The 23,639-nt window shown below is 52.0% G+C and carries 23 protein-coding genes and 2 pseudogenes; 7 read left to right on the top strand and 18 right to left on the bottom strand.

What is annotated here, in order from left to right:
• Nucleotides 1-184 precede the first annotated feature (184 nt).
• Entirely contained in the window at nucleotides 185-1,633 is a 1,449-nt protein-coding gene (uacT, locus tag A7Z06_RS13130) for a urate/proton symporter UacT (protein ID WP_010347966.1), read from the top strand.
• Nucleotide 1,634: 1 nt separating this feature from the next.
• Nucleotides 1,635-1,760, top strand: a complete 126-nt coding sequence (yqfG, locus tag A7Z06_RS13125) for a protein YqfG (RefSeq protein WP_094185000.1) — start codon at nucleotides 1,635-1,637, stop codon at nucleotides 1,758-1,760.
• 4 nt (nucleotides 1,761-1,764) lie between these two features.
• Here yqfG and A7Z06_RS21680 read toward each other — a convergent pair.
• A pseudogene (locus A7Z06_RS21680) lies at nucleotides 1,765-1,827 on the bottom strand (hypothetical protein); the annotation flags it as partial.
• Between the two features lie 54 nt (nucleotides 1,828-1,881).
• Between A7Z06_RS21680 and idi the strand changes: the two are divergent.
• Nucleotides 1,882-2,430, top strand: coding sequence for an isopentenyl-diphosphate Delta-isomerase (gene idi / locus A7Z06_RS13120; RefSeq protein WP_001192779.1), 549 nt, complete (start codon nucleotides 1,882-1,884; stop codon nucleotides 2,428-2,430).
• Between the two features lie 43 nt (nucleotides 2,431-2,473).
• Here the strand turns inward: idi and lysS are convergent, their stop codons facing one another.
• The 5 genes from lysS to xerD all read right to left on the bottom strand — a co-directional run bounded on the left by lysS (nucleotide 2,474) and on the right by xerD (nucleotide 8,560).
• Nucleotides 2,474-3,991 carry a lysine--tRNA ligase gene (gene lysS, locus A7Z06_RS13115; protein ID WP_000003093.1) on the bottom strand — a complete coding sequence of 506 codons (1,518 nt, stop codon included), beginning with the start codon at nucleotides 3,989-3,991 and terminating at the stop codon, nucleotides 2,474-2,476.
• A 9-nt stretch (nucleotides 3,992-4,000) separates the two neighbouring features.
• A protein-coding gene (gene prfB, locus A7Z06_RS13110; protein ID WP_105279452.1) for a peptide chain release factor 2 occupies nucleotides 4,001-5,099 on the bottom strand; the annotation gives its coding sequence in 2 pieces (ribosomal slippage) (nucleotides 4,001-5,023 and nucleotides 5,025-5,099; 1,098 coding nt in all).
• A gap of 90 nt (nucleotides 5,100-5,189) precedes the next feature.
• Complete coding sequence (gene recJ / locus A7Z06_RS13105; RefSeq protein ID WP_000813172.1) at nucleotides 5,190-6,923, bottom strand: single-stranded-DNA-specific exonuclease RecJ; 1,734 nt, start codon at nucleotides 6,921-6,923, stop codon at nucleotides 5,190-5,192.
• 5 nt (nucleotides 6,924-6,928) lie between these two features.
• The gene (dsbC, locus tag A7Z06_RS13100; RefSeq protein WP_000715233.1) at nucleotides 6,929-7,639 is read right to left on the bottom strand and encodes a bifunctional protein-disulfide isomerase/oxidoreductase DsbC; all 711 of its coding nucleotides are present in this window, start codon (nucleotides 7,637-7,639) and stop codon (nucleotides 6,929-6,931) included.
• A gap of 24 nt (nucleotides 7,640-7,663) precedes the next feature.
• A complete protein-coding gene (gene xerD, locus A7Z06_RS13095) occupies nucleotides 7,664-8,560 on the bottom strand; it encodes a site-specific tyrosine recombinase XerD (protein ID WP_000806626.1) in 897 nt (298 codons plus the stop codon).
• 111 nt (nucleotides 8,561-8,671) lie between these two features.
• On the opposite strand from xerD, the gene fldB reads away from it, so the two are divergent.
• Complete coding sequence (gene fldB, locus A7Z06_RS13090; protein ID WP_001055878.1) at nucleotides 8,672-9,193, top strand: flavodoxin FldB; 522 nt, start codon at nucleotides 8,672-8,674, stop codon at nucleotides 9,191-9,193.
• A 39-nt stretch (nucleotides 9,194-9,232) separates the two neighbouring features.
• On the opposite strand, the gene A7Z06_RS13085 is transcribed toward fldB, so the two are convergent.
• From A7Z06_RS13085 to A7Z06_RS21675, 3 genes are read right to left on the bottom strand one after another with little or no spacing between them, the layout of a single operon-like run.
• Entirely contained in the window at nucleotides 9,233-9,640 is a 408-nt protein-coding gene (locus tag A7Z06_RS13085) for a protein YgfX (RefSeq protein ID WP_000244788.1), read from the bottom strand.
• Nucleotides 9,621-9,887, bottom strand: a complete 267-nt coding sequence (gene sdhE, locus A7Z06_RS13080; RefSeq protein ID WP_000354042.1) for an FAD assembly factor SdhE — start codon at nucleotides 9,885-9,887, stop codon at nucleotides 9,621-9,623. Before sdhE ends, A7Z06_RS13085 begins: the two co-directional genes overlap by 20 nt.
• Nucleotides 9,877-10,107, bottom strand: coding sequence for a hypothetical protein (locus A7Z06_RS21675; protein WP_000181265.1), 231 nt, complete (start codon nucleotides 10,105-10,107; stop codon nucleotides 9,877-9,879). The genes sdhE and A7Z06_RS21675 overlap by 11 nt, the downstream gene beginning before the upstream one ends.
• 32 nt (nucleotides 10,108-10,139) lie before the next feature.
• On the opposite strand from A7Z06_RS21675, the gene ygfZ reads away from it, so the two are divergent.
• A complete protein-coding gene (gene ygfZ, locus A7Z06_RS13070; RefSeq protein ID WP_000886101.1) occupies nucleotides 10,140-11,120 on the top strand; it encodes a tRNA-modifying protein YgfZ in 981 nt (326 codons plus the stop codon).
• Between the two features lie 195 nt (nucleotides 11,121-11,315).
• Here the strand turns inward: ygfZ and trhA are convergent, their stop codons facing one another.
• The gene (trhA, locus tag A7Z06_RS13065; protein WP_000250277.1) at nucleotides 11,316-11,975 is read right to left on the bottom strand and encodes a PAQR family membrane homeostasis protein TrhA; all 660 of its coding nucleotides are present in this window, start codon (nucleotides 11,973-11,975) and stop codon (nucleotides 11,316-11,318) included.
• Between the two features lie 163 nt (nucleotides 11,976-12,138).
• Entirely contained in the window at nucleotides 12,139-12,450 is a 312-nt protein-coding gene (gene yqfB / locus A7Z06_RS13060; protein ID WP_001182940.1) for a N(4)-acetylcytidine aminohydrolase, read from the bottom strand.
• 44 nt (nucleotides 12,451-12,494) lie between these two features.
• On the opposite strand from yqfB, the gene bglA reads away from it, so the two are divergent.
• Nucleotides 12,495-13,928, top strand: a complete 1,434-nt coding sequence (gene bglA, locus A7Z06_RS13055; protein WP_024165226.1) for a 6-phospho-beta-glucosidase BglA — start codon at nucleotides 12,495-12,497, stop codon at nucleotides 13,926-13,928.
• A 61-nt stretch (nucleotides 13,929-13,989) separates the two neighbouring features.
• Here the strand turns inward: bglA and A7Z06_RS13050 are convergent, their stop codons facing one another.
• The 4 genes from A7Z06_RS13050 to gcvT form a co-directional block, all read right to left on the bottom strand.
• Nucleotides 13,990-14,733: an SDR family oxidoreductase gene (locus tag A7Z06_RS13050; RefSeq protein WP_000951954.1), complete on the bottom strand. Its 744-nt coding sequence runs from the start codon at nucleotides 14,731-14,733 to the stop codon at nucleotides 13,990-13,992.
• Nucleotides 14,734-14,961: 228 nt separating this feature from the next.
• Complete coding sequence (gene gcvP / locus A7Z06_RS13045; RefSeq protein WP_000195080.1) at nucleotides 14,962-17,835, bottom strand: aminomethyl-transferring glycine dehydrogenase; 2,874 nt, start codon at nucleotides 17,833-17,835, stop codon at nucleotides 14,962-14,964.
• Between the two features lie 117 nt (nucleotides 17,836-17,952).
• Nucleotides 17,953-18,342: a glycine cleavage system protein GcvH gene (gcvH, locus tag A7Z06_RS13040; RefSeq protein ID WP_002461349.1), complete on the bottom strand. Its 390-nt coding sequence runs from the start codon at nucleotides 18,340-18,342 to the stop codon at nucleotides 17,953-17,955.
• A gap of 23 nt (nucleotides 18,343-18,365) precedes the next feature.
• Nucleotides 18,366-19,460 (bottom strand): glycine cleavage system aminomethyltransferase GcvT, encoded by a 1,095-nt coding sequence (gene gcvT / locus A7Z06_RS13035; protein ID WP_094184999.1) that lies wholly within the window; start codon nucleotides 19,458-19,460, stop codon nucleotides 18,366-18,368.
• Nucleotides 19,461-19,773: 313 nt separating this feature from the next.
• Between gcvT and A7Z06_RS22455 the strand changes: the two are divergent.
• Nucleotides 19,774-19,833, top strand: a pseudogene (locus A7Z06_RS22455) (hypothetical protein); the annotation flags it as partial.
• 73 nt (nucleotides 19,834-19,906) lie between these two features.
• Here A7Z06_RS22455 and ubiI read toward each other — a convergent pair.
• Genes ubiI through pepP form a run of 3 tightly spaced genes read right to left on the bottom strand, consistent with a single transcriptional unit; the run spans nucleotide 19,907 to nucleotide 23,632 of the window.
• Entirely contained in the window at nucleotides 19,907-21,109 is a 1,203-nt protein-coding gene (gene ubiI, locus A7Z06_RS13030; protein ID WP_001192205.1) for an FAD-dependent 2-octaprenylphenol hydroxylase, read from the bottom strand.
• Nucleotides 21,110-21,131: 22 nt separating this feature from the next.
• Nucleotides 21,132-22,310 carry a 2-octaprenyl-6-methoxyphenyl hydroxylase gene (gene ubiH, locus A7Z06_RS13025; protein ID WP_000111210.1) on the bottom strand — a complete coding sequence of 393 codons (1,179 nt, stop codon included), beginning with the start codon at nucleotides 22,308-22,310 and terminating at the stop codon, nucleotides 21,132-21,134.
• Nucleotides 22,307-23,632, bottom strand: a complete 1,326-nt coding sequence (pepP, locus tag A7Z06_RS13020) for a Xaa-Pro aminopeptidase (protein ID WP_001280371.1) — start codon at nucleotides 23,630-23,632, stop codon at nucleotides 22,307-22,309. The genes ubiH and pepP overlap by 4 nt, the downstream gene beginning before the upstream one ends.
• Nucleotides 23,633-23,639 lie beyond the last annotated feature (7 nt).

Raw genomic sequence — 23,639 nt, 5'->3', positions numbered from 1 at the left:
TAATTCCATTATCTGATTCTTTTCTCATTTTCTCGGTTTAACCACGATTATGTGATTGCCTCCGCAATTCCTGTCTCTAACTTCCCTTCCTCGTTAAAACTGGCATCCCACGAGCATGTAATTAAACAGTTTTATTAACGTAAACGGTTGCTTTTAACTCTGGCGAGCGAAAGGAGAATGACTGATGAGCGCCATAGATTCCCAACTTCCCTCATCTTCAGGGCAAGACCGCCCCACCGATGAGGTTGACCGCATATTATCACCAGGAAAGTTGATCATACTCGGTCTGCAACACGTACTTGTGATGTATGCAGGTGCAGTCGCTGTTCCACTGATGATTGGTGACAGACTCGGCCTTACCAAAGAGGCGATCGCGATGCTTATTAGCTCCGACCTCTTTTGCTGCGGTATCGTCACACTTTTGCAATGCATTGGCATCGGTCGTTTTATGGGGATTCGCCTGCCCGTTATTATGTCGGTGACCTTTGCTGCTGTAACGCCAATGATAGCTATCGGGATGAACCCGGATATCGGGCTGCTGGGGATTTTTGGCGCAACCATCGCAGCAGGATTTATCACCACATTATTAGCGCCGCTTATTGGTCGCTTAATGCCTTTGTTCCCACCGCTGGTTACCGGTGTGGTTATTACCTCTATCGGGCTGAGTATTATTCAGGTGGGCATTGATTGGGCTGCGGGAGGTAAAGGAAATCCGCAATATGGTAATCCCGTTTATTTAGGAATCTCCTTCGCAGTCTTAATTTTCATCTTGCTTATTACTCGCTATGCAAAAGGATTTATGTCCAATGTCGCCGTATTACTGGGGATTGTATTTGGCTTTTTACTTTCGTGGATGATGAATGAAGTCAATTTATCCGGGCTGCATGATGCTTCGTGGTTTGCGATTGTTACGCCGATGTCGTTTGGTATGCCGATTTTCGACCCCGTTTCTATTTTGACCATGACCGCAGTACTCATCATCGTATTTATTGAGTCGATGGGGATGTTCCTGGCACTGGGTGAAATAGTCGGTCGTAAGCTCTCTTCGCACGACATTATTCGCGGGCTGCGCGTGGATGGCGTAGGAACCATGATCGGCGGAACGTTTAACAGTTTTCCGCATACATCTTTTTCACAAAACGTCGGTCTGGTCAGCGTGACGCGCGTTCATAGCCGCTGGGTGTGTATTTCTTCGGGGATTATTTTAATTCTGTTCGGCATGGTGCCCAAAATGGCGGTGCTGGTGGCTTCCATTCCGCAATTTGTGCTGGGCGGCGCGGGGCTGGTGATGTTCGGCATGGTGCTGGCTACAGGGATTCGGATTCTGTCGCGCTGTAACTACACCACCAACCGTTACAACCTCTATATTGTGGCAATCAGTCTCGGCGTTGGCATGACTCCGACGCTTTCTCACGATTTTTTTTCTAAATTACCGGCCGTACTGCAACCGTTGCTGCATAGCGGCATTATGCTCGCAACCCTTAGCGCCGTTGTGCTGAACGTCTTCTTTAATGGCTATCAGCATCATGCTGACCTGGTAAAGGAATCCGTCTCTGATAAAGATCTAAAAGTCAGGACAGTACGTATGTGGCTTCTGATGCGCAAGCTGAAGAAAAATGAGCATGGAGAATAATATGAATCTTTTAATGCGCGCTATATTCAGTCTGTTGTTGCTTTTTACTCTCTCTATTCCTGTCATTTCTGACTGTGTTGCAATGGCCATTGAAAGTCGCTTCCAATATATGATGCTGCTTTTTTAAATGGTTTTACCTGTCGACATCCGCTCAAAACGGGCGGTTGTCGATAAACGCTCACTTGGTTAATCATTTAACACTTCTGTTATCTATAATGACGAGTGATTAGAATTACATGTGAGAAATTATGCAAACGGAACACGTCATTTTACTGAATGCACAGGGAGTCCCTTCGGGTACACTGGAAAAATATGCTGCACACACGGCAAATACCCCCTTACATCTCGCGTTCTCCAGTTGGCTGTTTAATGCCAAAGGGCAATTATTAGTTACCCGCCGCGCACTGAGCAAAAAAGCATGGCCGGGTGTGTGGACAAACTCGGTTTGTGGGCATCCACAATTGGGAGAAAGCAACGAAGACGCGGTGATCCGCCGTTGCCGCTTTGAACTGGGTGTGGAAATAACATCACCAGAACCGGTCTATCCTGACTTTCACTACCGCGTCACCGATCCGAGTGGCATTGTCGAAAATGAAGTGTGCCCGGTATTTGCCGCACGCGTGATCAGCGAGTTACAGCCCAACAATGATGAAGTGATGGATTATCAATGGTGTGATTTAGCAGATGTATTACGCGGTATTGATGCCACGCCGTGGGCATTCAGCCCGTGGATGGTGATGCAGGCAGCCAATAGCGAAGCCAGAAAACAATTGTCTGCATTTACACAGCTTAAATAAAAAACCCCGACGGTTGTCGGGGTTATGTGCTTACGCGTAATACTTATTTTACCGGACGCATCGCCGGGAACAGAATAACGTCGCGGATAGTATGGCTGTTGGTGAAAAGCATAACCATACGGTCGATACCAATTCCCAGACCTGCTGTCGGCGGCAGACCATGTTCCAGTGCAGTAACGTAATCTTCATCGTAGAACATTGCTTCATCGTCGCCTGCGTCTTTCGCCGCAACCTGATCCAGGAAACGCTGCGCCTGATCTTCTGCATCGTTCAGTTCGCTAAAGCCGTTACCAATCTCACGACCGCCAATAAAGAATTCAAAGCGATCGGTGATTTCCGGGTTGACGTCGTTACGACGCGCCAGCGGAGAAACTTCAGCCGGGTATTCAGTAATGAAGGTCGGCTGAATCAGATTCGCTTCTGCCACTTCGTCAAAGATCTCGGTCACAATACGACCCAGCCCCCAGCTCTTCTCAACGTGAATGCCGAGAGATTCAGCAATCGCTTTCGCAGAGTCAAAGTTATCCAGGTCTGCCATGTCGGTTTCCGGGCGATATTTCTTAATCGCTTCACGCATGGTCAGTTTTTCGAACGGCTTACCGAAGTCCAGTACCACATCACCGTAGGTTACTTCAGTCTTACCGAGAATATCCTGAGCCAGAGTGCGGAACAGCGATTCGGTCAGTTCGATCAGATCTTTGTAATCCGCGTAAGCCATATAGAGTTCCATCATGGTGAACTCTGGGTTATGGCGCACGGAGATACCTTCGTTACGGAAGTTACGGTTGATTTCGAACACGCGTTCAAAACCGCCAACCACCAGACGCTTGAGGTACAGTTCCGGCGCAATACGCAGGTACATGTCGAGATCCAGCGCGTTGTGATGGGTAATAAACGGACGTGCTGCCGCACCGCCCGGGATCACCTGCATCATCGGGGTTTCAACTTCCATAAAGCCGCGATTCACCATGAACTGGCGAATGCCAGAGAGGATCTGTGAACGCACTTTAAAGGTGTTGCGGGAATCATCGTTAGAGATGAGATCCAGATAACGCTGACGATAACGCGCTTCCTGATCTTGCAAGCCGTGGAATTTGTCTGGCAGCGGGCGCAGTGCTTTGGTCAGCAGACGCAGCTCGGTGCAGTGAATAGACAGCTCGCCGGTTTTGGTTTTAAACAGCTTACCTTTTGCGCCGATAATATCGCCAAGATCCCATTTCTTAAATTGATCGTTATAAACGCCTTCCGGCAGATCATCACGAGCTACATACAGCTGAATGCGACCACCGACGTCCTGCAGGGTAACGAAAGAGGCTTTACCCATAATTCGGCGAGTCATCATGCGACCAGCTACAGCAACTTCGATGTTCAACTCTTCCAGCTCTTCGTTCTCTTTACCGTCGAAGTCTGTATGCAGTTGGTCAGAAGTATGGTCGCGACGAAAATCATTCGGAAAGGCAATCCCCTGCTCGCGCAGGTTCGCCAGCTTTTCGCGACGAGTTTTCAGTTCATTGTTAAGATCGGTTACCGCGTCAGTGCCTTGTACGTGTTGTTCAGACATGTTGGTTCCTTATAACCCAGCTTTCAAACTTGCTTCGATAAATTGATCCAGGCTGCCATCCAGCACTGCCTGCGTGTTGCGGGTTTCAACCCCGGTGCGCAGATCTTTAATGCGGGAGTCATCAAGGACATAAGAACGAATCTGGCTGCCCCAGCCGATGTCAGATTTATTGTCTTCCATCGCCTGTTTCTCAGCATTCTTCTTCTGCATCTCCAGCTCATAAAGTTTTGCTTTCATCTGCTTCATGGCCTGGTCTTTGTTCTTGTGCTGGGAACGGTCGTTCTGGCACTGGGTCACAATCCCGGTCGGGATGTGAGTAATACGCACCGCAGATTCGGTACGGTTAACGTGCTGACCGCCCGCACCGGACGCGCGATAGACATCAATGCGCAGATCCGCTGGGTTGATTTCGATATCAATATCGTCATCCACTTCTGGGTAAACAAACGCGGAACTAAACGACGTGTGGCGACGACCGCCGGAGTCAAACGGGCTTTTACGCACCAGACGGTGAACACCGGTTTCTGTGCGCAGCCAACCATAAGCGTAATCGCCGGAGATCTTGATAGTTACGGATTTGATACCCGCTATTTCACCTTCCGACTCTTCGATAATTTCAGTTTTGAAACCGCGCGATTCTGCCCAGCGCAGATACATACGCTCAAGCATACTTGCCCAGTCCTGCGCTTCCGTACCGCCGGAACCAGCCTGGATATCAAGGTAGCAGTCGGCGCTGTCATATTCGCCGGAGAACATGCGGCGGAACTCAAGCTGCGCCAGTTTTTCTTCCAGGGCGTCGAGTTCAGCAACGGCTTCGTTAAAGGTTTCTTCGTCGTCAGCTTCTACAGCCAGTTCCAGCAGACCGGAAACATCTTCCAGCCCTTGTTTCATTTGGTCGAGGGTATCGACAACAGCCTCGAGGGAGGAACGCTCTTTACCCAGCGCCTGTGCGCGTTCGGGTTCGTTCCAGACATCCGGCTGTTCCAGCTCGGCGTTTACTTCTTCCAGACGCTCTTTCTTGGCGTCGTAGTCAAAGATACCCCCTAAGAACGTCGGAGCGTTCCGTGAGGTCCTGAATGCGATTATTTACCGGATTAATTTCAAACATGGTCTGATTTCTTTTATTGAGCTAGTCAAAATGCGGTGATAAGAGCGGGATTGTACCCAATCCACACTCTTTTTTATAGAGAGGACGATGCTAAAGTGGCCAGATATTATCGATGATAATCTGTAGACTGCGGTTGCCGCGAAACTCGTTGATATCCAGCTTGTAGGCCAGTTGTACTTCACGAACGCCGTTATCCGGCCAGAGGGCGGTATCGACATTAAAAGCAATACCATCCAGCAGCGGGCCGCCGCCGACCGGTTCAACCATAACCTTCAGATGGCGCTCTCCCACCAACCGCTGTTGCAGCAGGCGAAAATGACCGTCAAACAGCGGTTCCGGGAACATCTGCCCCCACGGACCGGCATCACGCAGCAGTTGCGCAACTTCCATGGTCATCTCCGCTGCACTTAACGGGCCGTCGGAAACTACTTCACCCTGTAATAATGCCGGATCCAGCCACTCGGTAACCAGTTCGCCAAAGCGTTGCTGAAAGAGTTCGAATTTGTCCTCTTCCAGCGACAATCCTGCCGCCATCGCATGACCGCCAAACTTGAGCATCATGCCAGGGTAGAGCGTGTCTAACCGCTCCAGCGCATCACGCATATGCAATCCCTGGATGGAGCGACCAGAACCTTTCAGCGTACCGTCGCCCGCAGGCGCAAAGGCGATAACCGGACGATGAAAACGCTCTTTGATGCGCGAAGCCAGAATACCAACGACGCCCTGATGCCATTCAGGGTGATACATTGCCAGCCCGCCAGGCAGCGTATCGCGGCTACGCTCCAGTTGCTCGCACAAGGTCAGTGCTTCGACCTGCATTCCCTGTTCAATCTCTTTTCGCGTCTGGTTTAGTGCATCAAGCTCATTAGCCAGAACGCGCGCTTCGCCGATGTTGTCGCAAAGTAACAGTGCCACGCCAACGGACATATCATCCAGTCGTCCGGCGGCATTGAGACGCGGCCCCAGCGCAAAACCTAAATCGCTGGCAGCGAGTTTTTGTGCATCGCGGTTTGCCACTTCCAGCAGGGCTTTAATCCCCGGGCGGCATTTCCCGGCACGAATGCGACTCATCCCCTGCCAGGTCAGAATGCGATTATTGGCGTCCAGCGGCACTACGTCCGCCACCGTACCCAGCGCCACCAGATCCAGCAATTCCGCCAGATTCGGTATTGCGATACCACGCTCATCGAACCACCCCCGATCGCGCAAAAAGGTGCGTAACGCCAGCATCAGATAAAACGCTACGCCAACGCCTGCCAGCGATTTCGACGGGAACTCGCAGTCACGCAGATTAGGATTAATAATGGCTTCCGCCGCAGGTAAAGTTTCGCCAGGCAAATGATGATCGGTAACAATAACCGGAATGCCCAACGAGCGAGCATGTTCAACTCCTGCGTGAGAAGAAATGCCGTTATCAACCGTTACAATCAACTGCGCACCACGCGCATGAGCTTGATCGACCACTTCAGGACTTAAGCCGTAACCGTCTTCGAAACGGTTCGGTACAAGGTAGTCGATGTTGTCACAGCCGAGAGAACGCATCGCCAGCACGCTAAGAGCTGTGCTGGTGGCACCGTCGGCATCGAAATCCCCGACCACAATAATCCGCGTTCCTTCGCGAAAAGCGTTGTAAAGGATCTCAACGGCCTTTTCGACACCGCTCAGTTGCTGCCAGGGCAGCATACCTTTAACGCTGCGCTCCAGTTCCTGCGCGCTGCGCACGCCCCGACTGGCGTATAAACGCCGCAGCAAGGGGGGCAAGTCAGCGGGCAAGTCTGCCGTTTCGTCGACTTCACGACGACGAAGTTGTATCTGTTGTTTCACGCGAATTATTTACCGCTGGTCATTTTTTGATGTTCGTCGAGGAATTCTTTCATCGCTTTCGGCGGCTGGTAACCCGGAACAAGTGTGCCATTGCTCAGCACAACTGCCGGAGTACCGCTAACGCCAAGCTGTACGCCAAGTGCGTAATGGTCGGCAATATCAATATCGCAACTTGCCGGAGTGGCAGCTTTACCTGCCATCACATCATCAAACGCTTTGTTTTTATCTTTTGCACACCAGATGGCTTTCATTTGTTGTTCAGCCTGGCTCTCCAGCCCCTGGCGCGGGAACGCGAGATAACGCACGGTGATCCCCAGCGCGTTGTAGTCAGCCATCTGCTCATGCATTTTGTGGCAGTAACCGCAGGTAATGTCGGTAAACACGGTGATGACGTGCTTTTCTTGCGGCGCTTTGTAGATAATCATCTCTTTTTCCAGCGCATTCAGTTGCTTTAACAGCATCTGGTTGGTGACGTTGATCGGTGCCGCGCCGCTAACGTCATACATTGGCCCCTGAATGATGTGTTTACCATCATCGGTGATGTACAACACACCGCTGTTAGTCAGAACTGTCTTCATGCCTGCCACGGGTGCTGGCTGAATATCGCTGCTTTTAATGCCCATTTTGGCTAGCGTTTGTTGAATTGCCGTGTCATCAGCCTGAGCAAAGCCAGAAAACGCCGTCAACAAAGTAAACAACATAAAACCTTTCTTCATAAGTCATCCTGTTCTTTTCAGCTATCACGCCCGAGGGTGATGCTGTTGATGAAGTTGCCGCAGACGCTCAGTAGCGACATGCGTATAAATTTGCGTGGTGGAAAGATCGCTGTGGCCCAGTAGCATCTGTACCACGCGTAAATCCGCACCATGATTTAATAAATGAGTGGCAAAAGCGTGACGCAACACATGCGGTGACAGCTTTTCGCTGTCGATACCCGCCAGCACGGCATAATGTTTAATGCGATGCCAGAAAGTTTGTCTCGTCATCTGCTGCGCACGCTGGCTGGGAAACAGTACATCAATCGACACACCGTTTAGCAACCACGGTCGCCCGTGTTCCAGATAGGTTTCCAGCCAGTAGACTGCCTCTTCACCTAACGGCACCAGGCGTTCTTTATTGCCTTTACCGATTACCCGCACCACGCCCTGACGCAAGCTGATATCGCTCATCGTCAACCCTACAAGTTCAGAGACACGCAATCCGGTAGCATACAGCACTTCGAGCATCGCTTTGTCGCGTAGCTCCAGAGGCTGATCAACCAACGGTGCCTGCAATAACCTTTCGACTTGCGCTTCACTTAAATCTTTCGGTAGACGCTGGGGTAATTTCGGCGAAGCAAGATGCGCACTGGGATCGTCTTCACGGAACTTTTCGCGATAAAGATACTGGAACAATCGGCGCACCGCACTCAGCAAACGAGCGGAACTGGTGGCTTTATACCCGCCTTCCAGCCGTTCTGCCAGTAATGCCTGTAAGTCGCCGCTTTGCGCCGTTGCCAGCGTCAATCCACGATGATGCAACCACTCCACCATCATTGACAGATCGCGACGATATGCGTTCAACGTATTTTCTGCCAGATTTTTCTCCAGCCACAGGGCATCAAGAAACTGCTCGATGCATGCCAGATCCTGTTTCACTTGCGCCCCTTATCGTTACTCGTTTGATCCATTATGCCTTATTGTGCCGTGACTAAAGCGATTCTGATACACTAGCCGCAAAAGCCACAGCAGAATCGAGAAGCTTACGTTATGAATATGGGTCTTTTTTACGGTTCCAGCACCTGTTACACCGAAATGGCGGCAGAAAAAATCCGCGATATTATCGGCCCAGAACTGGTGACCTTACATAACCTCAAGGACGACTCTCCGAAATTAATGGAGCAGTACGATGTGCTCATTCTGGGTATCCCAACCTGGGATTTTGGCGAAATCCAGGAAGACTGGGAAGCCGTCTGGGATCAGCTCGACGACCTGAATCTCAAAGGTAAAATTGTTGCGCTATATGGATTAGGCGATCAACTGGGATATGGTGAGTGGTTCCTCGATGCACTCGGTATGCTGCATGACAAACTCTCGACCAAAGGCGTGAAGTTCGTCGGCTACTGGCCAACGGAAGGATATGAGTTTACCAGCCCGAAACCGGTGATTGCTGACGGACAACTGTTCGTGGGTCTGGCGCTGGACGAAACTAACCAGTATGACCTTAGCGACGAGCGTATTCAGAGCTGGTGTGAGCAAATCCTCAACGAAATGGCAGAGCATTACGCCTGAGATTACTGACGGCATAGCGCACTCGCTTTGCCGTCGCCATTATCTTTGCGTCTCCTGCTGTAACAAAATCCGCCGCAAATCCCGCCATTCGGCTTCATCCATGCTGTCGGCTGCCAGCCATAAATGTTGCCGTTTACCGCTGTCAGAACGTAAACGCAGCATCATGCCGCTCTTAATCATCCACGGCGCTTTGACGATGCTCCACTCCTGCCCTTGCCAACGCAAACGCCCGTCCATCAACAGGCGAATTTCCCCCTGGCGAGCATTAATGCGTCGCTGGCTGCGGACGCAATCAAACACCACCAGCGAAAGCAACACCAGCCATAACGGGGTGTAACTAAGCGGCCAGGGCATGAGCAAAATAACAGCGGCAACCAGCCCATGAATCAGCAAGGAAAGCCACTGCGCGCGCCAGGAGACGCGCAGTTCAGATTGCCACAGGACCACGTTCCCGGTTCCGTGTCTGGATGAGTCGGACCATCATTTCCAGTTCTGCATCGGCCGGTTTACCGTGATTCATCAGCCAGTTGAACAGATCGGGATCGTCACATTCCAGCAGACGAATAAAGATGTGTTTTTCGTCATCGCTTAAGCTGTCGTACTCATGTTCGAAAAACGGCATGATCGAAATATCAAGTTCGCGCATACCACGGCGGCATGCCCAATGAATGCGGGCTTTGTTGTTAATGTCCATCTTCTTCCTGTCTCACGAAAATCCAGTACCTGGCTATTGTAACGTGTTTTTCGACTTCTTTTGCGGGAATATCGGTAAACACAATCACGATCGCGAAATTAATCCACAACAATTCAAAGGCTTCATTTTTTTGGAAGTCACCTCGCAAAGCCTGGCTGAAGGCACAGATCGCGTAGTGAAAGCACTTGCAATGCCCCATAGCTCTTTTACCATTAGTCATTAATTACGCCGTTTGTAAAACAGGACTCCATTATGGCTTTTACACCTTTTCCTCCCCGTCAGCCTACGGCTTCTGCCCGTTTACCGTTGACACTGATGACGCTTGATGACTGGGCGCTTGCCACCATTACTGGCACGGACAGCGAAAAATATATACAAGGTCAGGTGACAGCAGATGTCAGCCAGATGACAGAAGATCAGCACCTGCTCGCCGCACATTGCGATGCTAAAGGTAAAATGTGGAGCAATTTGCGTCTGTTTCGCGATGGCGATGGCTTTGCGTGGATTGAACGGCGCAGCGTGCGTGAATCGCAACTGACTGAACTGAAAAAATATGCGGTATTTTCTAAAGTGACCATCGCGCCAGACGACGAGCGTGTGCTTCTCGGTGTTGCCGGTTTTCAGGCTCGCGCCGCGCTGGCAAATCTCTTTAGCGAACTGCCTTCGAAGGAAAAACAGGCGGTCAGAGAAGGTGTGACGACACTGCTTTGGTTTGAACACCCAGCAGAACGTTTTCTGATCGTGACCGATGAAACTACCGCCAGTGTGCTGACCGACAAGCTTCGCGGCGAAGCGGAACTGAATAATAGCCAACAGTGGCTGGCATTAAACATTGAAGCGGGTTTCCCGGTGATTGATGCGCCTAACAGCGGGCAGTTTATCCCCCAAGCGACCAACCTCCAGGCGCTGGGCGGCATCAGCTTTAAGAAAGGCTGCTATACCGGGCAAGAGATGGTAGCGCGAGCAAAATTCCGTGGTGCCAACAAACGCGCGCTCTGGTTGCTGGCAGGTAGCGCCAGCCGGCTGCCGGAAGCAGGTGAAGACTTAGAGCTGAAAATGGGCGAAAACTGGCGTCGTACCGGAACCGTGCTGGCGGCGGTCAAACTGGAAGATGGGCAGGTCGTAGTGCAGGTCGTCATGAATAACGACATGGAACCGGACAGCGTTTTCCGCGTTCGTGACGATGCGAATACATTGCATATCGAGCCGCTGCCGTATTCGCTGGAAGAGTAAATTTCTGTATCGCTTCGGGCATCTATTGCCTGATGCGACGCTGACGCGCCTTATCAGGCCTGGGAATTGGTGCCTTTATCACAACAGGGACGTAGCCCGTAGGCCGGATAAGGCGTTCACGCCGCATCCGGCAGTTGCGCTCTGATGCCTGATGCGACGCTGGTGTGTCTTTTCATTCCTACAAAGGCATACCAATTACGCCTGCCCAATATACAAATAGATCGCCAGAAAATGGCACACGCTACCGCCGAGCACAAAGCCGTGCCAGATGGCGTGGTTGTAGGGAATGCGTTTGCAGACGTAGAAAACCACGCCAAGCGAGTAAACCACGCCACCGACCGCCAGTAAGGTAACGCTGCCCGCCGCGAGCTTAACTGCCATTTCATAAATCACCACCAGCGACAGCCAGCCCATCGCCAGATAGGTCACCAGAGATAAGATTTTAAATCGGTGCGCGATGGTCAGTTTGAACAGAATCCCCAGCAATGCCAGGCTCCAGATAACAATCATCAGCCCGCGCGCTAACGGAGAATCCAGCCCCACCAGCAAAAACGGCGTGTAGGTTCCGGCAATCAACAGATAAATGGCGCAGTGGTCAAATTTCTTCAGCCACATTTTTGCCCGTTGATGAGGAATGGCATGATAAAGCGTCGAAGCGAGGAACAGCAGGATCATACTGCCGCCATAGAGGCTGTAACTGGTTATCGCCGTGGCGCTGGCATTGAGATCCACCGCCTGAACCAGTAGCAATACCAACCCGACGATACCAAACACCAGTCCAATACCGTGACTGACGCTGTTGGCAATTTCCTCTGCCAGCGAATATCCCTGCTTAATGAGAGGCTTCTGAACCATAACTTACTCCGGAGAAACGTACACGCACGTGTATACCTCTCCAGCGTAACTGAGAATAGTTCCAGTGAACACCTGTTAGCTAAAATAAATTCTGATTTGAGATTAATCTCCGAAAAATCATGAAATTAAATGAAAAATTTCAACTAACAGGCGTGAGTTCAATTTAAAGACATTTAAATTCAATCACATAAAACTGTGTCTGATCGGGATAGATGTCGGCAATGACCTTTTTCAATTCAGCCAGGGTCATATTTTCCTGTTGTGCGTGTTTTTCTGTGAGAGTATCCAGCGTCACCGTTGAGGTTGCAGTGACTTCAATGGTGCAAAAATAGCCGTCATCTTCAAAGCGCCCGACACGAAGCACATCGCCAGCTTTAAAGTGCGATTCAGACTCGTCACGGATTGTGATGGTTTTACGCCCAGCCAGAATGTCATCCTGGAATCGTTGAAAAAAAGTGATGTCGTTTGGCTGCATGGTACTATTTCCTGTAAGAATTGACTCATCTGGAGCCTATGATAGTGAAAAAACTCACCTTACCGAAAGATTTCTTATGGGGCGGCGCAGTTGCCGCTCATCAGGTCGAAGGCGGCTGGAACAAAGGCGGCAAAGGGCCGAGTATTTGTGACGTACTGACCGGTGGCGCACACGGCGTGCCGCGCGAAATCACCAAAGAAGTCTTGCCGGGTAAATACTATCCGAACCATGAAGCGGTAGATTTTTACGGTCACTACAAGGAAGACATCAAGCTCTTCGCAGAAATGGGCTTCAAATGTTTTCGTACTTCCATCGCCTGGACGCGCATTTTCCCCAAAGGCGATGAAGCTCAGCCAAACGAAGAAGGGCTGAAGTTTTACGACGATATGTTCGATGAACTGCTGAAATACAATATCGAACCGGTGATCACCCTATCCCACTTTGAAATGCCGCTGCATCTGGTGCAGCAATACGGTAGCTGGACCAACCGTAAAGTGGTTGATTTCTTTGTCCGTTTCGCGGAAGTGGTATTTGAACGCTATAAGCACAAAGTCAAATACTGGATGACCTTCAACGAAATTAACAACCAGCGTAACTGGCGTGCGCCGCTGTTCGGTTACTGCTGCTCCGGCGTGGTGTATACCGAACATGAAAACCCGGAAGAGACGATGTATCAGGTGCTGCATCACCAGTTTGTCGCCAGCGCCCTGGCAGTGAAAGCTGCGCGTCGCATTAACCCGGAGATGAAAGTCGGCTGTATGCTGGCGATGGTGCCGCTCTATCCTTACTCCTGTAACCCGGACGATGTAATGTTTGCCCAGGAGTCGATGCGCGAACGTTACGTCTTTACCGATGTCCAGCTACGCGGCTATTACCCTTCTTATGTATTGAACGAGTGGGAACGTCGCGGATTTAACATCAAAATGGAAGACGGCGATCTGGATGTGCTGCGCGAAGGCACCTGCGATTATCTTGGCTTCAGCTATTACATGACCAACGCGGTGAAGGCCGAAGGCGGCACCGGCGATGCAATTTCTGGTTTCGAAGGCAGCGTACCGAACCCGTATGTTAAAGCGTCTGACTGGGGCTGGCAGATTGATCCGGTAGGTCTGCGTTACGCGCTTTGCGAATTGTATGAGCGTTACCAGAAGCCGCTGTTTATTGTCGAAAACGGTTTTGGCGCTTACGACAAAGTGGAAGAAGATGGCAGCATCAACGACGACTACCGCATTGACTACCTGCGCGCCCATATTGACGAGATGAAAAAAGCGGTGACTTACGATGGTGTGGATCTGATGGGCTACACGCCGTGGGGCTGCATCGACTGTGTATCGTTCACCACCGGGCAGTACAGCAAACGCTACGGTTTTATCTATGTGAATAAACATGACGACGGTACTGGTGATATGTCGCGTTCACGTAAGAAGAGCTTTAACTGGTACAAAGAAGTGATTGCCAGCAACGGCGAGAAACTTTAAGTAGATGAAGTACCGGATGCAATGCTTGTTGCGTTGCATCCGGTCAGACAACTCTCCTGCTTTATTTCCCACCAGCCAAATCGATAAAACTTCCCGTGACATAAGAGGCTTTATCGCTTAACAGCCAGACAATGGCCTGCGCGACCTCTTCCGCCTGTCCGCCGCGCTGCATGGGGATGTTCGACTTAACGCGATCGACGCGTCCAGGTTCGCCACCGCTGGCGTGCATTTCGGTATAAATAAACCCAGGCCGCACGCCGTTAACGCGAATTCCCTGCGCGGCGACTTCCAGCGATAATCCGGTGGTTAACGTATCAATCGCTCCTTTCGATGCCGCATAATCAACGTATTCCCCCGGCGATCCCAGCCGTGAGGCCACTGAAGATACATTGACGATAGCGCCGCCATTACCGCCGTTTTTTAGCGCCATGCGCTTTACTGCTTCGCGGCAGCAGAGAAAATACCCCGTCACGTTGGTGGAAAGTACTCGGTTGATTCGCTCTGCAGTGAGATTTTCCACTGTGCATTGGGTAAACAAAATTCCTGCGTTATTGACCAGCGCGGCTAACGGTTCATCACGCTGATCGATTGCTGTAAACATTGCGATGACCTGATTTTCGTCGCTGATATCCGCCTGGAGCACAAATGCCTTGCCACCGGCTTGCGTTATTAAGTTCACCACTTCCTGCGCCGCGTGGAGGTTTTGCTGATAATTAACCGCCACCGTATACCCTTCTTTTGCCAGCAGCAGCGCAGTTGCCCGCCCAATGCCGCGACTACCACCGGTCACAAGTGCTATAGCCATTTGTTTTCCCCAAAAATAAAGGCGCCGAAGCGCCTTTCAAATTGATGACAAAGTGCGTTTTTATGCCGGATGCGGCGTGAACGCCTTATCCAGCCTACAAGATCGTGCAAATTCAATAGATTGCAGAGACCATGTAGGCCTGATAAACGAAGTGCATCAGACAATGTTGAGTTTGTCATCAGCCTCAAAGGCACCGAAGCGCCTTTAGAAGATAGTCGAATCAGTGAATTACTGGTATTCGCTAATCGGTACGCAGGAGCAGAACAGGTTACGGTCTCCGTAAACATCATCCAGACGTTTCACCGTCGGCCAGTATTTGTCTGCCACGCCTGCCGGGAATACCGCAACTTCGCGGCTGTACGGATGCGTCCACTCGGCAACCAGTTCGCTCTGAATGTGCGGCGCGTTCACCAGCGGGTTATCTTCCAGCGGCCAGACACCGGCTTTCACCTGGTCAATTTCTGCGCGGATAGCCAGCATCGCGTCGATAAAGCGATCCAGTTCCACTTTGCTTTCAGATTCGGTCGGTTCAACCATCAGCGTCCCCGCCACCGGGAACGACATCGTCGGCGCGTGGAAACCGTAGTCGATCAGGCGCTTGGCAATATCCAGTTCGCTGATGCCGGTTTCTTCTTTCAGCGGACGAATATCGAGAATACATTCGTGCGCCACGCGACCGTCGCGACCGGTATACAGCACCGGGAAAGCATCCTGCAGGCGGCTGGCAATATAGTTGGCGTTAAGAATTGCCACCTGGCTTGCTTTTTTCAGCCCTTCTGCGCCCATCATGCGGATGTACATCCAGCTGATTGGCAGAATGGATGCGCTACCGAACGGTGCCGCAGAAACCGCGCCCTGACGGGTTAACATGCCTTCGATTTGCACCACGCTATGACCCGGTACAAACGGCGCCAGATGCGCTTTCACGCCGATCGGTCCCATACCTGGGCCGCCACCGCCGTGCGGAATGCAGAAAGTTTTATGCAGGTTGAGGTGCGAAACGTCCGCGCCAATAAACCCCGGCGAGGTGATGCCAACCTGGGCGTTCATGTTCGCGCCATCAAGGTAAACCTGACCGCCGAACTGGTGTACAACTTCACACACTTCACGGATCGTTTCTTCGTACACGCCGTGGGTGGAAGGATAGGTCACCATGATACAGGAGAGGTTATCGCCCGCCTGTTCCGCTTTCGCGCGCAGATCAGTCAGATCGATGTTGCCGTTTTTATCACACGCCACAACCACCACCTGCATTCCTGCCATATGTGCAGAAGCGGGGTTAGTTCCGTGCGCAGATGCCGGGATCAGGCAGATATCGCGATACCCTTCGTTGCGGCTTTCGTGATAATGACGAATCGCCAGCAGCCCCGCGTATTCGCCCTGAGCACCGGAGTTCGGCTGCATACAGACGGCGTCGTAGCCGGTCAGTTTCACCAGCCACTCAGCCAGTTGTGCGATCATCTGCTGATAACCTTCGGCCTGTTCTGGCGGGCAGAACGGGTGCAGTTCGGCAAATTCCGGCCAGGTGATTGGGATCATCTCGGCGGCGGCGTTCAGTTTCATGGTGCAGGAACCCAGCGGGATCATCGCCTGATTCAGCGCCAGATCTTTACGCTCCAGCGAGTGCATATAGCGCATCATTTCGGTTTCGCTGTGATAGCGATTAAACACCGGATGGGTGAGGATTTCGTCGTCGCGCAGCATCGCAGGCTGAATAGAGCGGCTGTCGTGAGCCACGTCTTTGTCCAGCGTGTCGATGTCCAGTCCGTGGTTATCGCCCAGCAGCACGCTGAAAAGCTGCATCACGTTTTCACGCGTGGTGGTTTCATCAAGGGTGATCCCAACCGCGTTCAGGATATCGCTACGCAGGTTGATTTCAGCCGCTTCGGCACGCGTCAGTACACCCGCTTTGTCTGCCACTTCCACACAAAGGGTGTCGAAATAGTGCGCATGGCGCAGCTTCAGACCTTTTTGTTGCAGCCCCGCAGCCAGAATATCGGTCAGACGATGAATACGGTTAGCGATACGTTTCAGACCAACCGGACCGTGATAAACGGCATACAGACTGGCGATGTTTGCCAGCAGAACCTGGGAAGTACAAATGTTCGAGTTCGCTTTCTCGCGACGAATATGTTGTTCACGAGTCTGCATTGCCATGCGTAGCGCAGTATTACCAGCCGCATCTTTCGATACGCCGATAATGCGCCCCGGCATTGAGCGTTTGTATTCATCTTTCGCCGCAAAGAATGCTGCGTGTGGGCCACCGTAGCCCATCGGCACGCCGAAGCGTTGCGCCGAACCAAAAACAATATCCGCGCCCTGTTTACCCGGCGCAGTTAACAGCACCAGCGCCATAATATCGGCGGCAACGCTGACCACAATTTTGCGTGATTTCAGTTCGCTGATAAGCGCAGTGTAGTCGTGAATTTCACCAGTAGTACCGACCTGCTGTAACAGCACGCCGAAGACTTCCTGATGATCGAGCACTTTTTGCGCGTCATCGACAATGACTTCAAAACCAAATGTTTCGGCACGGGTGCGAACCACATCCAGCGTTTGCGGATGAACGTCAGAAGCAACGAAGAAGCGATTGGCATTTTTCAGTTTGCTGACGCGTTTAGCCATCGCCATTGCTTCGGCGGCAGCAGTAGCTTCGTCCAGCAGAGACGCCGAAGCCATATCCAGCCCGGTCAGATCCAGCGTTACCTGCTGGAAGTTGAGTAGTGCTTCAAGGCGCCCCTGAGAAACTTCAGGTTGATACGGGGTATACGCGGTATACCAGCCCGGATTTTCCAGCATGTTACGCAGGATAACCGGCGGTAACTGCACGGCGGTGTAACCCATGCCGATGTAAGACGTGAAGCGTTTATTGCGACTGGCAATAGCCTTGAGTTCTGCCAGTGCGGCGTATTCGGTCGCCGGTGCGCCAACCTGCGGCGGAGTCGCAAGCTGAATATCTTTCGGCACAATCTGGCCGGTCAGCGCGTTTAACGATTGTGCACCAACGGCATTCAGCATTTCTTGCTGTTGCGCGGCGTCCGGTCCGATATGGCGTTCAATAAAAGCGCCGCTGTTTTCAAGCTGGCTTAACGTCTGTGTCATGAGCGATGGTTCCTGAAACGTGCAGTGAATTGTGAACCTCTCTCCTTGCGAAGAGAGTGAGGGTGAGGCGTAAATTTCCTCACCCTGATCCTCTCCCGTAGAAGAGGAATAAAGCCGTTACTCGTCTTCTAACAATGCTTCGTATGCGGTCGCATCCAGCAGTGAATCCAGTTCGCTTTCATCGCTGGCTTTGATTTTAAAGATCCAACCGCCTGCATACGGTTCGCTGTTCACCAGTTCCGGGGAATCGCTCAGTGCGTCGTTTACCGCCACGATTTCACCGCTTACTGGCGCATAAATGTCTGACGCCGCTTTTACTGATTCGGCAACCGCGCAGTCATCGCCCGCGCTAACCGTTGCGCCCACTTCCGGCAGGTCAACAAACACCATATCGCCTAACAGCTCCTGAGCGTGTTCGGTGATGCCAACGGTGTAAGTGCCGTCGGCTTCTTTACGCAGCCATTCGTGTTCTTTGCTGTATTTCAGTTCTGCTGGTACGTTGCTCATCAATCAATCTCCAAAAAAGTAAATCACGCGACGGCTTTGCCGTTACGCACAAAAACAGGTTTCGTCACTTTAACCGGCATTTCACGGTTGCGAATTTGCACAATCGCTGTTTCACCAATACCTTCCGGCACGCGCGCCAGCGCAATGCTGTAACCCAGCGTCGGGGAGAAAGTACCGCTGGTGATAATGCCTTCATGCTGGTTGCCCTGCGCGTCAGTAAAACGTACCGGCAGTTCATTACGCAGCACGCCTTTTTCGGTCATCACCAGACCAACCAGTTTTTCTGTGCCATGCTCACGCTGCACTTCCAGAGCTTCACGACCGATGAAGTCACGATCTGCCGGTTCCCAGGCGATAGTCCAGCCCATATTGGCGGCTAAAGGAGAAATAGTTTCGTCCATCTCCTGACCATAAAGATTCATACCCGCTTCCAGACGCAGTGTGTCACGCGCGCCCAGGCCACAGGGTTTAACACCCGCTTCCACTAGCGCGCGCCAGAAATCGGCCGCTTTTTCATTGGGCAGCGCAATTTCATAACCCGCTTCACCGGTGTAACCGGTGGTGGCAATAAACAGATCGCCCGCCTGCACGCCAAAGAACGGTTTCATCCCTTCCACCGCCTGACGCTGGGCGTCATTAAACAGTGTGGCAGCTTTTGCCTGCGCATTCGGCCCTTGCACGGCAATCATGGAAAGGTCATCACGAACGGTAATGTCGATGCCGAAAGGTTCAGCGTGTTGGGTAATCCAGGAGAGGTCTTTTTCGCGGGTGGCGGAGTTAACAACGAGGCGGAAGAAATCTTCAGTAAAGTAGTAGACGATGAGATCATCTATCACACCGCCAGAGGCATTCAACATCCCCGAGTAAAGGGCTTTGCCGCTTTTGGTGAGCTTCGCCACATCGTTCGCCAGCAGATAACGCAGAAACTCCCGGGTGCGGCAGCCGCGAAGATCGACGATGGTCATATGTGACACATCAAACATTCCGGCATCGGTACGTACCGCATGATGTTCGTCGATTTGCGAACCGTAATGCAGCGGCATCATCCAGCCGTGGAAATCTACCATGCGAGCGCCGCAAAGCGTGTGTTGTTCGTACAAAGGAGTCTGTTGTGCCATCTTGTCCTCATTGAATAAGCGGGGCTGACAACTTTTCATGGCGAAAATATCACCACGAAACCCAGCATCGGAGCCACTCCCGGTCCCCAACGCAATCGTTCTCTTTTCCCTGAACTTACCACCGAAACAGACGGTTAACCATAAGGTAAAATTGATCATCACATTAGCTTATGGTTAAAAAACACAAAAATCTCAACAGAATAAAAAACCAAAAATTTATTTTATTTTTATACAAATATGATGCTTTCAGGAATGCGATTTGGATAAACCAATATTAAGAACTGAAAATATGCCAAAAATCACTCAATAAAAAAATCGTAACATTAGAAAATATAATGCGAAATTGATGGTGAAATTAGTTTATTTCAAATGAGCAAAATCTCCCGGCGAAAAAACCGGGAGAAGAAAGTGTGATGGGTATCAAATAAACAGTTGAGGAGAAATTTTTAACGCAGCCATTCAGGCAAATCATTTAATCCCATAGCCTGACGGATCAGTTGTGGTTTAACGCCAGGAAGCGTATCGGCCAGTTTCAGGCCAATATCACGCAGCAGTTTTTTCGCCGGATTGCCCCCGGAAAACAGATCGCGAAAGCCCTGCATACCAGCCAGCATCAGCGCCGCACTGTGCTTGCGGCTACGCTCATAGCGACGCAGGTAAATATACTGTCCGATGTCTTTGCCCTGACGATGCAACCGTTTCAGTTCAGCAATCAGCTCTGCAGCATCCATAAAGCCGAGATTAACGCCCTGCCCCGCCAGCGGATGAATGGTATGCGCAGCGTCGCCCACCAGCGCCAGACGGTGCGCGGCAAACTGGCGCGCATAACGCCCCGTCAGCGGAAACACCTGACGCTCGCTCTCAACCTTGCATAAGCCCAGGCGATTATCAAAAGCGATATTTAACGCGCGATTAAATTCGTCTTCGCCTGCCTGCTGCATCCGCTGCGCTTCCTCTGGCGACAGTGACCAGACAATCGAACAAAGATGCGGATCGCTAAGCGGTAAAAAGGCCAGAATGCCTTCGCCATGGAAAACCTGCCGCGCTACTGCGTCATGCGGTTCTTCAGTGCGAATGGTCGCCACCAGCGCGTGATGCTGATAATCCCAGAAAGTCAGCGGAATATCGGCTTTGTTGCGCAACCAGGAGTTTGCCCCGTCTGCGCCAATCACCAGACGCGCCGTTAACATACTGCCGTCTTTCAGTGTCAGGAAGGTTTCGTTCTCTCCCCAGGCGACCTGCTGTAATTCTGCGGGGGCTAGCAGGGTGATATCTGACGACTGCTGCGCTTTGTTCCACAGCGCATAGTGAATAACTGAGTTTTCAACAATATGCCCAAGATGGCTATAGCCCATGCTCTGATCGTCAAACGAGATGTGACCAAAGCTGTCTTTGTCCCACACTTCCATGCCGTGATAGCAACTGGCTCTACGGGACATAATGTCCTGCCAGACGCCAAGACGGGTAAGTAATTTTTCGCTAGCGGCATTGATAGCCGAAACGCGCAATTGTGGTGGTGCATCCGCCGCCAGAGGTTCAGGTACGCGCTGCTCCAGTACGGCGACGCGTAAGCCGCTGCCCTGTAAGCCGCAGGCAACCGCCAGCCCCACCATGCCGCCGCCAACAATGGCTACATCAACACTTTGCATTGTTTATTCCTTAAAACCGCCTTCAACGCGCCACCCAACCAAGGGTGCGCTGCGCCAGCACATCACGTGCCGGAGTGAATAATTCCATTGCCATCAGCCCGATGTTGCGCCCAACAACCAGCGGCGCCCAGCGGTTGGCAAAAATATGAACAAGGCTGTCTGTTACACCAATAGTCGCTTCGCGATCGCTCTGCCGACGCTGATGGTAACGGCACAAAATGCCGTAATCACCGATATCCTCTCCGCGTTCCTGCGCCTGAGTCAGAGTTTCAGCAAGGCTCATCACATCACGCATACCGAGGTTAAATCCTTGCCCGGCAATCGGGTGCAGGGTTTGCGCTGCATTGCCCACCAGCACGGTGCGATGGGTAATAGGTTTGGCGGCGCGGGTTAACGCCAGCGGATAAGCACTGCGTTTTCCGGCGTGGGTAATTTGCCCCAGTCGCCAGCCAAACGCAGACTGGAGTTCACGGCAGAACTCATCATCACTCCACGCCAGTACCTCTTCGCGCCGTTCCAGTGGATGACACCAGACCAGCGAACAGCGTCCGTCAGACATCGGCAACATCGCCAACGGGCCATGTTTCGTGAAGCGTTCAAAAGCGCGTCCTTCGTGCGCAACGGAGGTCGCAACGTTGGCAATCACCGCCAGTTGCTCGTAAGGCTCCTGCTGCCAGTCAACGCCGCACGCGGTGGCTAACGCTGAATGGGTGCCGTCAGCGGCTACCAGCACGCGCCCCGTCAGCGTCTCACCACTCTCCAGTTTCACCTCAACGTTACTCTGAGTACGAGCAACGTTAGCCACGCGATCCGGACAGTGCAGCGTTACGCCAGGCGCTTTGCGCAACAGCGCAAACAGTCGTTGTCCGACATTGTGCAACTCGACAACCTGCCCCAGCGCCGCCAGTTGATAATCTTCTGCGGCGAGGGTGACGAATCCGGCATGACCGCGATCGCTGACATGCACGGTAGTGATGGCGGTTGCGCAATCAGCCAAAGATTGCCAGACGCCGATACGTGCCAGTTGCTGGCAGGTGCCCGCCGCCAGCGCAATAGCCCGGCCATCAAAGCCCGGATGGGCATGTGACTCTGGCGCAGTCGCTTCAATCAAATGTACCGGCAGCGCCCCGTGACTTAACCGGGAAATAGCCAGCGCCAGCGTCGCGCCCGCCATGCCGCCACCGACGATGATTACGCTCATTGCTTTCTCGCAGCTGCCATCAACGCTTCGATTTCTTCCGGCTTTTTCACCACGCTGGCGGTGAGGTTTTCGTTGCCAGTTTCGGTAATCACAATGTCGTCTTCAATACGAATGCCGATACCGCGATATTGTTCTGGCACATCCGCATCCGGCGCGATATACAGACCTGGCTCTACGGTCAGTACCATACCCGGTTCAAGAATGCGCGAGCGCTCCTGGCCATAAATGCCCACATCATGGACATCCAGTCCTAACCAGTGGCTAAGGCCATGCATAAAGAAAGGACGATGGGCGTTCTGAGCGATCAGTTCATCAACATCACCTTTCAGGATGCCCAGTTTTACCAGGCCGCTAATCATGATACGCACCACTTCCCCGGTGACTTCCTGAATGGAAGTTCCCGGACGATACAGACGCAGGCTGGTTTCGAGAGACTCCAGCACAATGTCGTAGATTTCACGCTGAGCCTGAGTGAATTTGCCGTTGACCGGGAAGGTACGGGTAATATCGCCAGCGTAACCTTTATATTCACAGCCCGCGTCAATCAACACCAGGTCGCCGTCGCGCAGTTCACACTCGTTTTCGGTGTAGTGCAGAATGCAGCCGTTTTCACCGCTGCCGACAATGGTGTTATAGGAAGGATAGCGCGCGCCGTGGCGGTTAAATTCGTGGTGAATTTCGCCTTCCAGATGGTACTCGAACATTCCCGGACGGCATTTTTCCATCGCCCGGGTGTGCGCCAGTGCGGTGATTTCCCCCGCGCGGTGAAGTACGGCAATCTCTTCTGGCGATTTGAACAGGCGCATTTCATGAACAACAGGACGCCAGTCGATCATCGTTGCCGGAGCGGTGAGATTTTGCCGTGAGCCTTTACGCAGTTTTTCCAGCGCGCTGTTCACGATTTCATCAGCATAGGTATATTCGCCCTGAGCGTGATAAATCACATCCAGGCCATTAAGCAGTTGATAAAGTTGCTGATTGATTTCGCTGAACGCCAGTGCACGGTCAACGCCCAGTTTCTCTGGCGCGGCATCCTGACCTAAGCGACGACCAAACCAGATCTCCGCCGTCAGATCGCGCACACGGTTAAACAGAACGCTGTGGTTATGAGTGTCATCGCTTTTAATCAGCACCAGCACCGCTTCCGGTTCGTTAAAGCCGGTGAAGTACCAGAAGTCACTGTTTTGACGATACGGATATTCGCTGTCGGCGCTACGGGTCACTTCCGGGGCGGCAAAAATCAGCGCGGCGCTGCCGGGTTGCATTTGCTCCACCAGAGCCTGACGGCGACGCTGAAATTCTTGCGGGGATATATCACTCATAACACTC

This window comes from Escherichia sp. MOD1-EC6819 (assembly GCF_002965765.1).
GTDB classification, from domain to species: Bacteria; Pseudomonadota; Gammaproteobacteria; order Enterobacterales; family Enterobacteriaceae; genus Escherichia; species Escherichia ruysiae.
The sequence above is the reverse complement of the archived record's forward strand: the minus strand, read 5'-3'. Positions and strand labels throughout refer to the sequence as shown.

Coding starts and splice junctions, on each gene's coding strand:
- uacT (WP_010347966.1), top strand. CDS start 185: ATGAGCGCCATAGATTCCCAACTTCCCTCATCTTCAGGGCAAGACCGC.
- yqfG (WP_094185000.1), top strand. CDS start 1,635: ATGAATCTTTTAATGCGCGCTATATTCAGTCTGTTGTTGCTTTTTACT.
- idi (WP_001192779.1), top strand. CDS start 1,882: ATGCAAACGGAACACGTCATTTTACTGAATGCACAGGGAGTCCCTTCG.
- lysS (WP_000003093.1), bottom strand. CDS start 3,991: ATGTCTGAACAACACGTACAAGGCACTGACGCGGTAACCGATCTTAAC.
- dsbC (WP_000715233.1), bottom strand. CDS start 7,639: ATGAAGAAAGGTTTTATGTTGTTTACTTTGTTGACGGCGTTTTCTGGC.
- fldB (WP_001055878.1), top strand. CDS start 8,672: ATGAATATGGGTCTTTTTTACGGTTCCAGCACCTGTTACACCGAAATG.
- sdhE (WP_000354042.1), bottom strand. CDS start 9,887: ATGGACATTAACAACAAAGCCCGCATTCATTGGGCATGCCGCCGTGGT.
- A7Z06_RS21675 (WP_000181265.1), bottom strand. CDS start 10,107: ATGACTAATGGTAAAAGAGCTATGGGGCATTGCAAGTGCTTTCACTAC.
- ygfZ (WP_000886101.1), top strand. CDS start 10,140: ATGGCTTTTACACCTTTTCCTCCCCGTCAGCCTACGGCTTCTGCCCGT.
- trhA (WP_000250277.1), bottom strand. CDS start 11,975: ATGGTTCAGAAGCCTCTCATTAAGCAGGGATATTCGCTGGCAGAGGAA.
- yqfB (WP_001182940.1), bottom strand. CDS start 12,450: ATGCAGCCAAACGACATCACTTTTTTTCAACGATTCCAGGATGACATT.
- A7Z06_RS13050 (WP_000951954.1), bottom strand. CDS start 14,733: ATGGCTATAGCACTTGTGACCGGTGGTAGTCGCGGCATTGGGCGGGCA.
- gcvP (WP_000195080.1), bottom strand. CDS start 17,835: ATGACACAGACGTTAAGCCAGCTTGAAAACAGCGGCGCTTTTATTGAA.
- gcvH (WP_002461349.1), bottom strand. CDS start 18,342: ATGAGCAACGTACCAGCAGAACTGAAATACAGCAAAGAACACGAATGG.
- gcvT (WP_094184999.1), bottom strand. CDS start 19,460: ATGGCACAACAGACTCCTTTGTACGAACAACACACGCTTTGCGGCGCT.
- ubiI (WP_001192205.1), bottom strand. CDS start 21,109: ATGCAAAGTGTTGATGTAGCCATTGTTGGCGGCGGCATGGTGGGGCTG.
- ubiH (WP_000111210.1), bottom strand. CDS start 22,310: ATGAGCGTAATCATCGTCGGTGGCGGCATGGCGGGCGCGACGCTGGCG.
- pepP (WP_001280371.1), bottom strand. CDS start 23,632: ATGAGTGATATATCCCCGCAAGAATTTCAGCGTCGCCGTCAGGCTCTG.